12 protein-coding genes are annotated in these 12,248 nt (G+C 50.5%); 3 read left to right on the top strand and 9 right to left on the bottom strand.

Annotation, left to right across the window (positions count from 1 at the left end; all coding sequences use genetic code 11):
* Window positions 1–95: 95 nt before the first annotated feature.
* Entirely contained in the window at window positions 96–1,634 is a 1,539-nt protein-coding gene (locus SH449x_RS24880) for a hypothetical protein (protein WP_482378778.1), read from the top strand.
* Between the two features lie 167 nt (window positions 1,635–1,801).
* Here the strand turns inward: SH449x_RS24880 and SH449x_RS24875 are convergent, their stop codons facing one another.
* A complete protein-coding gene (locus tag SH449x_RS24875; protein ID WP_482378777.1) occupies window positions 1,802–2,392 on the bottom strand; it encodes a nucleotidyl transferase AbiEii/AbiGii toxin family protein in 591 nt (196 codons plus the stop codon).
* A complete protein-coding gene (locus SH449x_RS24870; RefSeq protein ID WP_482378776.1) occupies window positions 2,371–2,598 on the bottom strand; it encodes a hypothetical protein in 228 nt (75 codons plus the stop codon). The genes SH449x_RS24875 and SH449x_RS24870 overlap by 22 nt, the downstream gene beginning before the upstream one ends.
* 501 nt (window positions 2,599–3,099) lie before the next feature.
* Here SH449x_RS24870 and SH449x_RS24865 point away from each other — a divergent pair.
* Window positions 3,100–4,416, top strand: a complete 1,317-nt coding sequence (locus SH449x_RS24865) for a B12-binding domain-containing radical SAM protein (RefSeq protein WP_482378775.1) — start codon at window positions 3,100–3,102, stop codon at window positions 4,414–4,416.
* Between the two features lie 37 nt (window positions 4,417–4,453).
* A complete protein-coding gene (locus SH449x_RS24860; RefSeq protein WP_482378774.1) occupies window positions 4,454–5,716 on the top strand; it encodes a hypothetical protein in 1,263 nt (420 codons plus the stop codon).
* A gap of 102 nt (window positions 5,717–5,818) precedes the next feature.
* Here the strand turns inward: SH449x_RS24860 and SH449x_RS24855 are convergent, their stop codons facing one another.
* The 7 genes from SH449x_RS24855 to SH449x_RS24825 form a co-directional block, all read right to left on the bottom strand.
* Entirely contained in the window at window positions 5,819–7,315 is a 1,497-nt protein-coding gene (locus SH449x_RS24855) for a hypothetical protein (RefSeq protein ID WP_482378773.1), read from the bottom strand.
* A 326-nt stretch (window positions 7,316–7,641) separates the two neighbouring features.
* Window positions 7,642–8,361 carry a hypothetical protein gene (locus tag SH449x_RS24850; RefSeq protein ID WP_482378772.1) on the bottom strand — a complete coding sequence of 240 codons (720 nt, stop codon included), beginning with the start codon at window positions 8,359–8,361 and terminating at the stop codon, window positions 7,642–7,644.
* Window positions 8,362–8,779: 418 nt separating this feature from the next.
* Window positions 8,780–9,043, bottom strand: coding sequence for a DNA-directed RNA polymerase subunit omega (locus SH449x_RS24845; protein ID WP_482378771.1), 264 nt, complete (start codon window positions 9,041–9,043; stop codon window positions 8,780–8,782).
* A complete protein-coding gene (gene gmk, locus SH449x_RS24840) occupies window positions 9,028–9,624 on the bottom strand; it encodes a guanylate kinase (protein ID WP_482378770.1) in 597 nt (198 codons plus the stop codon). Before gmk ends, SH449x_RS24845 begins: the two co-directional genes overlap by 16 nt.
* A 2-nt stretch (window positions 9,625–9,626) precedes the next feature.
* Window positions 9,627–10,505 carry a YicC/YloC family endoribonuclease gene (locus SH449x_RS24835; RefSeq protein ID WP_482378769.1) on the bottom strand — a complete coding sequence of 293 codons (879 nt, stop codon included), beginning with the start codon at window positions 10,503–10,505 and terminating at the stop codon, window positions 9,627–9,629.
* Window positions 10,506–10,525: 20 nt separating this feature from the next.
* A complete protein-coding gene (gene secG / locus SH449x_RS24830) occupies window positions 10,526–11,200 on the bottom strand; it encodes a preprotein translocase subunit SecG (protein WP_482378768.1) in 675 nt (224 codons plus the stop codon).
* A gap of 176 nt (window positions 11,201–11,376) precedes the next feature.
* Window positions 11,377–12,246 (bottom strand): rhomboid family intramembrane serine protease, encoded by an 870-nt coding sequence (locus tag SH449x_RS24825; RefSeq protein WP_482378767.1) that lies wholly within the window; start codon window positions 12,244–12,246, stop codon window positions 11,377–11,379.
* Window positions 12,247–12,248: the final 2 nt, after the last annotated feature.

Genomic DNA, 12,248 nt, shown 5'->3' with positions numbered 1-12,248 from the left:
AGCTTTCTCGAAAAAGTTATGTTAGCTTGACCATACTTCTTTGTGCTAAGCATCGGTTTGTACTTCCGTCCGTTTTCTTCCGAAGGATAGCAATTATGGGTAAGCTCGACGCTAACATGCCAGCCGTTACAGAGCAGCTATTGTTAAGAGTACGTAGCGTTCGCAATCGGCAGCAGCTCTCATGGCTTTGGCAGTCTGCCTCGTCAGGTTTGCTCGCCGGTGGCGTCATCGCCTGCGGCATGGCGTTTGTAAAACGGATGGATGGGAGTCTGTATCCATGGAGTTGGGTGGCTTATGCCTCGCTTGCGGGAATGCTAGCCGGAGCACTCTACGCTCTCATTCGTTTTCGATCATTGCATGCCGCCGCGAGACAAATCGATCAGAGCTGCGGACTGAAGGATCGAGTTGTAACCGCGATGGATTTTCAACGCTCGACCAATCAAGGACGCGAACTAAATCCCGTGCAGATGCTTCAGCTTCGAGATGCCGAGGAACATGCGTCGCGTGTCGACCCGATCCAGGTGGCACCTATCGCAATGCCTCGATCGTTCCCGACCGCTCTAGTTGTTAATATTTGTGCCGCCATCATTCTTCTCGTGCCGATGCAGTCCGAGAGCCCCGTTTTACCACTTGTTGTAAACGAAGTGGTCAATCGCCAAGCGGACAAGGTTAGCGAAAGCCTTCAAGAGTTGCGAGCCATCCAAGAAGAGCAACAGGATCCAGAGCTTGAGAAACTCTTGCAGCAATTGCAAAGTTTGCTTCAAGAAATGAAAGAGCCTGGAGTGGATCCGAAAGAAGCGATGGCCAAGCTTTCCGAAATGGAGGCTTCTTTAATGGAAATGCAGACGCAGCTCAAAGACTCCGACTCCATGGCAAAGATGGAGATGCTTGGACAAGCACTCGCGTTGTCTCCAGCAATGGCCCAAGCGGGCAATGCACTTGCCAAGGGGGACATGGAGAAAGCGGCCGAGCAGTTAGCGAAACTCGAAATGCCCGACCTCGACCGTCAAACCGAGAAAGCGATTTTGGAAAAGCTCGAACAGGCTAGGAGTCAGCAAGAGAATAGTGCTGCGTCACAAAAGAAACCCGAGAGCCAAATCGACAAAGCTGCTGAACAAATGACACAAGGCTTGAGCCAAGGCAACCGATCCAAGTTCAGCGACGGAGCCAAGGGGCTCAGTGGCGAGGCGAAGAAACTTGCAAACAAGAAGAAGCTCAGCGATTTGCTAAAGAAGCAATGTCAGTGCTTGGGGGAATGCAAATCCGAATGTGAGGGAGAATGCCAATCCCAGAGTGAATCCAAGGCGAAGAACTCCGGCAACAAAGCGGGAAGTTCTTCCGGCGACAAAACTCCTGGCGATAAGACGCTGGCCCTGTCCGCGAATCAAAAGATGAACCTCAAGGGGCAAGAGTCGGGGCAAGGGGAATCGGATATCGAGACGGAGAAATCGAATCCACAAGAAGAAGAATCGTTACGAGCTTACCGCGAACAGATTCAAAAGTTCGAGAGTCTTAGCGAATCGGCTATCGAATCAGAATCGATCCCGATGGGCCATAGGCAAACGATTCGCAAGTACTTTGAGTTGATCCGTCCGACGAGCGAGCAAACCGATCAGGTGAAAGAGAAGTTGTAACGGAATTGTTCTGAAGGAACGCATGTTTAAACTGTTAAAACCTTTCGGTCAACACAAGCAATCTTCTGGGGCGCCATATCTCATTACGAGATGGCAGAAGCCAAGTCAATAAGCATCAAATCTGTCAGATTTTGACCTTTCGCAATGACTAAGCATAGTGCAACAATTCATTGAACAGGATTGCAATAACGTTCGAACTCCGCCTGCAAATCCTTGCCTCGATGATAGCCGCGATCCGTAACGAGTTGTAGCAATCGCTTTGCTTCTCTTAGATCTTCGAGGTTAGCTTCCCCGAGCAGATTCCGAATGTCAATGACATCCTGAGGTCGATCGACCGGATGAACTGAAAGCACTTTGAGAGCTAGAAGTCCAGGGAGTGAAGCAACATCGACATATAGGTTTTCAAAGACTTCAATGGATTCAGCACCAGCTACGATTTCCGCTTCAATGCCCGATGAAGCGAATAGAAGATCGACGAAGACGCTGCCTTGAGACGCTTTGATCATACGAACCGTAGCGATTCTTCCGTGCTTGGTTTGCTCAAGTAACGTTTGTACTTGAAACCCTAAACCTGCGAGTTCGTGAACACACGACTCTGCCTGTTGGTCATTCTCAACGGCGATTGCGAAATCTATGTCCTTCGTAAATCGTTCGATGGTTCTAAACGAGACAGCAAAGCCGCCGATTAACGCATACCGATTCCCACTTCGCAAAAGCCATGCGACTATCTCCCTCGTTACTTGTTCGAGTTGTCGCATCGATTGAACCTACTGATATCCCCTGGTTCGCCCACTCCATCACCAAACTCTGCACCAGGTCGCTCTTGATACCAAGCTCTAACGGCTTCTTCGATCGCAGCTGACGAAATCAGCGGATCTTTTTTCTTCAACTTGAAAACAAACGCCCTTTCGCCGAGTTCGACTAATTCGAAAATCATTTCGAATTTTGATTGATTACTGGACATCGCTTTCGATTGACCTCATTTACTGCTCCCGCTGTTCGAATGGCGGGAATAAGTTTCACCATAAATCCTTTTAACACAAGCAGTCTACCAGCCCAAGTGGTTCGTACAAGAGTATGTTCGTGGGGACAGAGTACGTTCGTGGGGACACACACCGTTTCGATGCGGCCCCGGTTTATCCGGGGTATCTTCTGTATTTCCATTCTGTCCGTGCTAAATCCCACGTTGAGATATTCACACCGCGAGAGATTAGAGAAACGCGAGAGGTTTCGTGATCGATTGATTGCAAGATAACTCTTGCGTCACTCTTATCTCTTGCGGTGTGATCCTATCCATCGAATTTTGAAGTACATTGGTGGGGACACACACCGTAACGATTCCTCGTGAAGTACATTGGTGGGGACACACACCGTAACGATTCCTCGTGCGGGCAGCAGTACCTATTGGCTTTGACGCTCGCAAATCGACTTCCGTTTTTAGTCTCCATTCTCCAGCCTGCATGCTATGCCACACGTCGCGTTGGTCCCATTTACCGGCTTAAGAGTTGCGGAGCCAGAGATGCTGGCTTTTGGCATGAGTCTTCCAGGATTTCGGGAACGAGCTGGTGCCATTAGCGAGCTTCCTTCGTTGGGACTACTGACGCTCGCCGGAATGCTACCCGAGCATTGGAGTTGCAGCTACCATCCGTCAGCCAGATCAGACGATCTCGTGCGAGACGTTCTGGATACTTCTCCTGACTTGGTCGCCGTGAGTGCCTTAACCGCGTCTGTTGACGAAGCCTATAGCTTTGCTCGCGAGATTCGGCGTAACGGAGTTCCGGTGGTGCTCGGAGGATTGCACGCGACAGCTTTGCCTGACGAAGCCCTTAAGCATGTCGATGCGGTGTGTGTGGGAGATGGAGAGAGTTCTTGGCCTGGCATTCTGTCCGACATCGAGGCGGATGAATTGCAGCCCATTTACAAAAGCGCGAAACCATTTTCGTTACAAAACGCTACCAAGCCTCGTTTTGATTTAGTCCCCATGGGGCAAGTGGCTCGATGGACGGTTCAAACACAGCGGGGCTGCCCATGGGCATGTGAGTTTTGCGGAGCAAGCCGATTGCTGGGGCCTCCACGGTACAAACCACCGGCTCTCATTGATCAAGAGCTCGACGCCATCAAGCAGCTAGACGCCAGTCCTTGGATTGAACTCGCCGATGATAACACTTTGGCAGGTAGAGCTGATGCGGAATTACTACTCGAAACGCTCGAGTCCCAATCGATACGCTACTTCACCGAAAACGACTATCGCATCGGTGAGGATCCCGAGTTACTGAAACGATTGGCAAAATCGGGATGTGTACAAGTGCTTATCGGAATCGAATCGTTAGCCTTTGGTTATCATGGGATGGGAAAAAAGGAAAGTCAATTGACTCGGATCATGGCCGCGATTGATGCCATCCAAGATGCCGGGATCGTCGTCAACGGCTGTTTCATCCTAGGAGCCGATGGAGAGACACCCTCTTCCATCGACCACTTGATCGATTTCGCAAGAAACAGTTCTCTAGCTGAGATTCAATTGACGCTTCAGACTCCGTTTCCGGGAACGGGACTGTATCGCAGGCTTCAATCGCAAGGTAGATTGCTCAGTAAGCCTTGGTCACATTTCAACTTGTTCGATGTTGTCTACCAGCCGGATCAGTTGACCGTGAGTGACTTAGAGGCGGGCTTTAGGCGGGCACTCCAAGGCATATTTTCTGAGGATGTCGCGCAGGCCCGAAAGAAAAGGCGACTGGCGATTTGGCGGAATCATCCATCGTTTTCCAATCAGAAAAAGCAATGAGTCGAATTCTAGGGGAATCTGGCTGAGTACAATGGAAATGATAACCATATCAACCATAGTTCGGTTCCTGTGCTTTCGTGAGGATGCACATAAGCATGTGATGCAAAGTCGCGATGTGCGATGGCTGGGAGCCCTTTTCGTGTTGTCAGCTGGCTTTGCACGCGAGTACGATGGCGAGTACTTGCTGGCCGATTGGTGGTATTTGGTCATACCGCTCGTTGCATCGCTAGTCGGCTCTTTTGCGCTCACTCTGTTGGTTTGGGTTACTGCCTGGATTCGAGGTGTAAGGACGGTTGGATTGCTTACCAGTTACGGAGCGATACTCAATGCCTATTGGATGACCGCACCGCTAGCTTGGTTGTATGCCATCCCTGTGGAACGCATGTTAGGGGAGGTGGATGCGGTACGAGCTAATTTGTGTTTACTCGGAATCGTATCGATTTGGCGAGTGACGCTGATGCTGCGATCGTTGAAAATCCTTTATGGGTGTCGTTACTGGGAGGCTCTCATGCCGACTATGGTGTTTAGTTTGATCGTGGGCTATATCGCCATTCTCATGTTGCCCGTACCGTTGTTTGTGGTGATGGGTGGAGTTCGCGTACCACAAAGTGAAGAGATCATCGTTGCGACCCGGCTTCAAATCACCTTCGCGGCCGTTATGAGCTCACCTGTTTGGGTGATTGGTCTTCTCGTAGTGTGGTTCATGAAAAGACGATGGGTTTGGAGTTTGCGGAAAGATGATCAGTCAGCTTCGTTCCGGGTTAGCTCCACTGCGTATGCGCTCGGTGTTTTGTCGGTGCTAATTTGGTTGCCTTTACTTCCATGGACGCAAGCGGAGCAGTACCAAAGGTGGCAAGCCGAACAGATGCTTAAATCTGCCAATTACCGGGGACTCGCCGAGTGGAGTCATAGCGTAAGCGAAAAAGACCTGCCACCTCATTGGATTCCTCCCCCTAGATTGACCTATGGGTATGCCGATTTGAAGACTATTGAGCAGACGACCTACCTTCTACAAGAAGACTTGGCAGATTGGTATTCAGAGCAATGCCTCGACACTTTGAAAGAAAATTTGCGGGCGATGTTCAGCACTAGCGCGTTCGCAAACTGCGATCCAGAGATTTTGCGAGGGCTCATTCGATTGAAGGAGCACGGAAAACTAGATGAAAAAATCACCACAACACTGTCCGATCGGTTGAAATGGGATTTGCAGAGCGAGTCTTTAGACTTCAACGATGAAAACCGAGCCTTGCTAGAGGAGATACATTCGTGGCAGACTAACAAAGTAGACTCGTCTGATTGAATTAACGAGCGTCCTAAGGCGTGTTCGGGTTTGATCGAACTCGGGCATGAGAAAAGCGATCTTGTTACCTGCCTTCCTACATAATCCACATCCAAGACGGGTCTAGGTGGAGACGGTAGCTATGTTTAGCTCTTCCCTTTTTTGACGCACAATGGTTTCAGCGATACCAAGTTCGGCTGCGACCTCGGCATCGGGCACAACTCCCAGTTTGGCGAGCCTTTCAGCGGTCCATTGTTTTTTGCTGCGTCGAAATGGGGGAATACCCAGTTCACACCGCTTTTGACTAACATATTGAAAGGATAATCCAAGCTCTAACGCGAGCTCATCGTCAGGGACTTTACCGAGACGATTGAGGTCTCGTTCCTTCCATGGAAATGGCCCACTGGCCTTGAACGGTGAAATCCCAAGCTCATTGCGTTTGTTTATAACAGCCGATTGCGATATTCCTAACTCTTTCGCTAAATCGGTATCGTGCATGGTTCCTAGTTTGGCAATTTCGTCCTGCGTCCAAGGCCTAACTTGGCTGTTAAATGGGGAGATGCCTAAAGATTCTCGCTTTTCTCGCACTACGCGAATCGGATAACTCCACTTTCTGGCTAGGATCTGATCTGGCTGCTGGCCAAGTTGCTCGGTTTTGTCTGTTGTCCATCGAACTTTTGCTTTTCGATCGAACGGGGCGATCCCTAAAGTGACACGTCGATAGTGAACCTGCGTAACGGGAACGTTTAGTTTTCGCGCGACGTTTCCGTCTGACATCGTCCCTAATATAGCTTCTTCTTCGGCGGTCCATTCGTGCAGGGGCTTTTGCACGTATTCCGCGAGCGGAATTTTATGCAAAGCGCGATAAATTCGGAGACGAGATCGACTGACATTAAATTGTTTTGCAATCTCACTGTCTGTGATTTTGCCAATGAGCGGGACCACTCCTCTAGGAAACTCAGGTTCAGGATCCATAACTTTTTTACCGAAGGGCAGTATTCCTAACTCAATACGTTTTATTTTCACTGCCAACGGTGAGACTTCGTACTCTCTAGCAATATGTGCGTCAGGAACCTCGCCGAGCAAATTCAGCATCCCTATGGTCCATTCCGCTTCGTTGCAGGTTTGGAAAGGTGGAATGCCGAGCTTGTTTCGGTGCTTGGTCACTGTGCCAGGATTGCACCCCCACTCTTCTGCCAATAACGTGTCGGGCACCTTTCCCAGTCTCTTTTTTCGGGCTTCTGTAAGAACCAGCTTGGTTTGATTGTTTAATTCCGCTTCCGGTAACGGTGGCGCGACGTATGCTGGAATCCCTAATTCAGACCGACGTTGTCGAACGTGATACGAAGTCGTTCCAATTTCTGACGCCAGCTGATTGTCAGTCATCGTGCCTAGCCGCTTGTCTAGTTTCTTGGTCCATCGCGGTGGATCAGAACACGAAACAGCCTCAGATTTGATATCGAGGCGATTTCTGCGTAGCCTCACAGCCCGGGGGGCGATTCCAAAACGTTCACCAATTTCACGATCGGTGCACTTGCCCAACAGCGAATCGATTTCCTCTGTCCATACGACATCGGCGTATCTCTTTAACGTATGTTCTGTGGCATTATCTGCATTCATGTTTCATCTAGGTCGACAACATCGGCGGAGTAGACTGCAAAACAGCTGCTACTTCTTGTAATGAAGTGCGAGTTGAACCCAAGCTGTGACACACGCTGCCGACCAACAGGGATCAACTCAACCACTTAAGTTAAACGAATCTCGAATATTCAGAAGTGCTATTGAGCGAGAAATTTCGCAAGCCGATCGACGGGAGTCCCCGACACATGGTCTAAAAGAAATGGGGCGGGTCGGGAGTTCAAGTGTTGCTAACCATTGGGTCATCGGTCCATTGACACAAGTCAATGGAACCGCAAGACTGCAAACCCCACTACTCAAGGGCTCATCTAGTTGTCACGTCGTTGTCGTCCGCCGCCAGGACCACCTTGGCCGCCACGACCTCGCAGTGGTGCTAAGTCGACCTTGAGCTCAGAGCCCTTAATCTCTTCTAGCTTTGCTTTTTGCTCTTCGTTTAGAACCGCCAACAAGGCCTTGTCGGACTCAGCACGCATTTTGGCCATCATCTCGGTTCGCTCTTCTGGCGACATATCGCGCAGCCCTTGCATGCTCTCACGCGATGCTTCGCGACTCTTACGTTGAGCGTCTGCAAAGCCTTTCTTTTGATCCTCGGTAATTCCAAGCATACCCTGTAGTTCAGTGTCCATCAGCGCTGCAGCACCGACCACCTGAAACATGATGCCCGTCATTCGAACCTTTTGCTTATCGTCAAGTTTGGCGGCAAATTCACCGTCCATCTTCTGACGCATTTCGTTCATTTTTGCCATGGCAGCTTGTCGATCACCACCGCCGCCACCACCACCACCACCTTGCATCGAAGCTCGCTGCTCTTCGCGCATTTTCGCTGTCATATCAGACGCGGCGCTCTTCTGATCATCGGACAACCCCAAAACCGACTGAACTTCCGATAAAGTCGCCAATTGAAAACGAGTATACGCTTGCGGGCCCATTGGCATACCGCCCCCACGCTGAGCAAACGCCTCGTTCGTTGTGGCCACAGCTAGCCCAATCAACGACATGGACAACAAACAAATCTTAGAGAGCTTCATAACACACCTCCACGGAATAGATTCGATGATGTCTTTGTTATGCACTAGAGCATCATCCTTAAACACAAATGCGGCAAAGAGCAAAAATTGCTTGCCGAACTACATCTGATCAATCTATCCTCGGAAGCGGGCGTCAACAATCTGCCAAGGGCATGAAAATTTGAATACTCATGACTCTAAAGTGGAAGAAAGCCCGAATCTGATTGGTTTGAGCGTAGTGGGTGGAAAGATTCAATACCATCAAAGCACCAACCTCGGTAAGGCGAGCAGCTAGTGGCCTGGCGAAACGATGGAAACAATTAGGAGATTTATGACTTGGCACATCCTGAGCATCGAAGCCTGCGGAGAAGCAACACGCCCTTGTTTCCTCAGGGCGTGCCACTCGAATAACCTATAACGGCCGAGAGATGATTCGGAGCTAGAAGTCGCCCGAATCCAGGTCTAACAAGTCCCCGAGATCGGCCCCTTCGCCGATAACCTTAAGCTCGCCAGAAGTGGTCAAGTAGATCTTGTCTTGCAAGATCTCATGAATCACGATCTCCATTTTGTCATCGCTATTGAAGTCAACGAGCGGACGACTGCCACGATTGAGCTGGACAAGCCGCTTTTGAATCAAAGTCGAGAGTTTGAAGCGACCGCCTACTTTGTTGACGATTTCTTCTTCTTTTAACTCTTCGAGCATGGGGTCTCTTCTCCTTGGTATTGTTGAAGCAAACTATCAATTCGCTCAACGGTGGTGTCAATGCTGTCGTTTATAACTTCGTGCGTGTAATTGTGCCTCAGGCTCATCTCGTCGAATGCTACATCCAGGCGTCGTCGAATTGCTTCCTCGGGATCGGTTTTCCGAGCCCGGAGGCGACGTTCCAATTCCTCCATCGACCCGGGATGAACAAAGATGGTGATCGCCGAGGGAAATTGCTGCTGAACAGTGAGGGCACCCTGTACATCAATCTCTAAGATTACCCACTTTCCCGATTCTAGGCCAGCCTTAACTGTCTCCTTCAACGTTCCGTACCAGAAACCGCGGCCAAAAACCTCTTTGCACTCGAGAAATTCCCCCCGCCGTCGCTTCTGCTCAAACTCATCATCTGACAGAAACCAGTAATTTTTACCGTTCTCTTCTCCCGTTCGCGGGGGGCGGGTGGTGGCAGAAACGCTCAGCAGCAGGGGCAAGCTGCTCTCAGTGATAAGTCGGCTGACCACGGTCGATTTTCCCGCTCCAGACGGTCCTGATATAATGACTAGTTTTCCTGGGATTGGCATTTTTACTCGATGTTTTGAACCAATTCTCGAATTTGCTCGATGATAACCTTGATGGAAACCACATGTTTCGAAATTTCCGAATCGTTCGCTTTGGAACCGATCGTGTTGGTTTCTCGCCCCATCTCCTGCAACAGAAAATCGAGCCGCCTCCCTTGACTCCCGTTTTGGTCGAACAAGGTACTAAACTGCTTCAGGTGGCTTTCCAGCCTCGTAATTTCTTCAGAAATATCGGATTTGTCGCTGAACAAGACGATTTCTCGAACCAAGTCCGCACTACTTAAATCCAGCCCTTTTTCCTCGACAGCGAGTCGGACCTTTTGTTCCAGCCGGGCTTGATAATCACTCAGAACCATGGGGGCCCGTTTCGAAATTGCCGAAATACACTCGCCGATTTCGGAGAGACTTTCCTTGAGTTTTTGAGCCATGGATTGCCCCTCGGCCTGCCGCATGATCTGCAGGTCCTTTAACGCAGCCCGCAAGCCCTGCCTGACGGCTTCGTGTACGTCCGGATCATCGACGGATCCCCTCGTATCCAGCACCCCGGGCAGTTGTAGAAAGCTGCCGAGCTCAACCTGATGCGAAATTCCGCATTCCGCCGCCAAGCTCTTCGCTTCTTGCAAATAGGTTCGCAATGTGTCTCTCGATATCGTACTCGTTGCCCCCCCAGCGCAGTTCCCGAGCTTTACGGATACCGACACACTGCCTCGCTTTAGGTGCTCGCGAACGAGGCTCTCGATTTCGCCTTCAAAAGCGGGGGGTAATTCCGGTGCACGCGCCAAGATTTTTAAGTAGCGGTTGTTGACGGTCCGCACTTCGACATCGATTGTGAATTGGCCAGCCTTTCTCGAAGACTGACCATGCCCGGTCATGCTGTATAGCAACGAATTAACCTCAGAAACTTCTAATTCCCGTCGCCAGCCGAACTACCTGTTGCCCCACCACCATCACCAGTATTCGCAGGTGGATCGTCAGTCTTGGCGGCCTCTGTGGTTTGGGCCGCCTCAGCGGATTCGGTCGCAACCTCCGCAGATTCTGCATCCTTTTTGACTTCAGCCCCCTCGGTCTCGGTTGGTTTCGTCTCACTCGTCGCTGCGTCGGAGTTCGGGTCAGTTGACTTCGGAGCATCCCCCTCAGCAGGAACTGACGGAGTTGGCTGCGATGACGGACTTGGCTGTGACGGAGTTGGCAAAACGGTCTGTGCGGGGCTTACCACCTCCGAACTCGCTTCGTCTGAGGAAATTCCAGCTCCTGCGGCACCATCGCGAGGACCGATCGAGAGCGAAGGGGTATCGCTTGAAGGTCCAGCTGATATATCAGGCAATGGCTCCAAATAGAACCAGCAAACGAATGCGCATAGGAAAATCCAGAGGATCACCGAGACTGCCGTGATTCTCGTGAAGATGTCGCCAGCCTTGACGCCCAGCGCGCTGGATCCGCCAGCCCCTCCAAGTGCCCCGGCCAACCCGCCACCTCGACCACGCTGTAAAAGCACGATCAGGATGATGAATAGGGACAGCAAAAAAAGCAGAGGCCCAAAAACATATTGGTCGAAGTTAAAAGCGAATGGAAGTAGCACGAAAACTGGTCTCCTGTGCCCTGTATTTTGTAGTGGTCGATTTCCGTAAGTGCGAAATTGTAGCAAAACAAGGGCCAACTGTTGAGACCTGTTTTCCTCGCGAGACGCGAATCTATTGCGACTACGGAACGGAGTAGCGATACCAACCTAATAGCAGTAAAAAACGGCGAACCTAGCTAGGTATTCTTTTTTTCTCTCACAGAACGAGAATAGCGTTCCAAGAACTTCCGCTCCTTGCCAGTCAGCGAATCTTTGCCCTGCTCGTGTATTTTTGCGAGAATCCGATCCGCTTCCTGGGACTCGTTGATTTGCCTACTCGATTCAGAATGAACCTTTAACCGAGGACCAAACCACTTCCGCTTCTGTCGTTTCAACACCCCTCCGAGATCGCCGATGGCCCCAAAATTCACCCCGAGAAAAAAATACCCGGCCGCAAAGAGTATCCCAATCAAGTGAACGTCGACTGCCACGTTCCCCGGTTGACTGACGAAATTCATCAGCACCAACAAAATACCTAGCACCCACGCAGGCATGGGGAATACGAACAGCATCACAGTACTGGTAGGAAAGTTGAAAACAAACAGCATTTCCATGCAAATGACGGCACCCGACGCCCCGACCAAGCCAATCGAGTCAGCAGTCGTCCCCAACATGACGTGCTTGAGCAACCAGAGAGAGCCACAAACCGTCGCACAAAGCAAGTACACCCTCAGAAACTCACTCTTGCCGTATCTGTTCTCAACACTACGCCCAAGAAAATAGAGCCCGAGCATATTGAACAAAAGGTGAAACGGCCCGTCGTGAGCAAAAGCATAGGACAAGCACCTCCACCATTGCCACGGCTGCCACGCCGCCTCCGGCGTCAACTGGAACAATCTATTTATAACACCCAGATCGCCCCTGCTTCGAATATCACTGAAGAGAATGTTCGCTACAAAAACCGCTACGTTCGCAATGATTAGCAAACTGACTGCCGAGCGACTGTTCCAGTCGGGCTGCAAGTTGATCGAATCTTCGCGATAATATTCTCTGTCGTGAATTCCCATTT

Source organism: Brakhagea baltica (assembly GCF_052161605.1).
GTDB lineage: Bacteria > Planctomycetota > Planctomycetia > Pirellulales > Pirellulaceae > JBKCUI01.
The sequence above is the reverse complement of the archived record's forward strand: the minus strand, read 5'-3'. Positions and strand labels throughout refer to the sequence as shown.

Excerpts from the sequence above, each read along its gene's own strand:
- SH449x_RS24845 (WP_482378771.1), bottom strand. The coding sequence starts at position 9,043 with ATGCTCGAAGAGTTAAAAGAAGAAGAAATCGTCAACAAAGTAGGCGGT.
- SH449x_RS24880 (WP_482378778.1), top strand. The coding sequence starts at position 96 with ATGGGTAAGCTCGACGCTAACATGCCAGCCGTTACAGAGCAGCTATTG.
- SH449x_RS24825 (WP_482378767.1), bottom strand. The coding sequence starts at position 12,246 with ATGGGAATTCACGACAGAGAATATTATCGCGAAGATTCGATCAACTTG.
- SH449x_RS24865 (WP_482378775.1), top strand. The coding sequence starts at position 3,100 with ATGCCACACGTCGCGTTGGTCCCATTTACCGGCTTAAGAGTTGCGGAG.
- SH449x_RS24855 (WP_482378773.1), bottom strand. The coding sequence starts at position 7,315 with ATGAATGCAGATAATGCCACAGAACATACGTTAAAGAGATACGCCGAT.
- SH449x_RS24875 (WP_482378777.1), bottom strand. The coding sequence starts at position 2,392 with ATGCGACAACTCGAACAAGTAACGAGGGAGATAGTCGCATGGCTTTTG.
- SH449x_RS24870 (WP_482378776.1), bottom strand. The coding sequence starts at position 2,598 with ATGTCCAGTAATCAATCAAAATTCGAAATGATTTTCGAATTAGTCGAA.
- SH449x_RS24850 (WP_482378772.1), bottom strand. The coding sequence starts at position 8,361 with ATGAAGCTCTCTAAGATTTGTTTGTTGTCCATGTCGTTGATTGGGCTA.
- SH449x_RS24860 (WP_482378774.1), top strand. The coding sequence starts at position 4,454 with ATGATAACCATATCAACCATAGTTCGGTTCCTGTGCTTTCGTGAGGAT.
- gmk (WP_482378770.1), bottom strand. The coding sequence starts at position 9,624 with ATGCCAATCCCAGGAAAACTAGTCATTATATCAGGACCGTCTGGAGCG.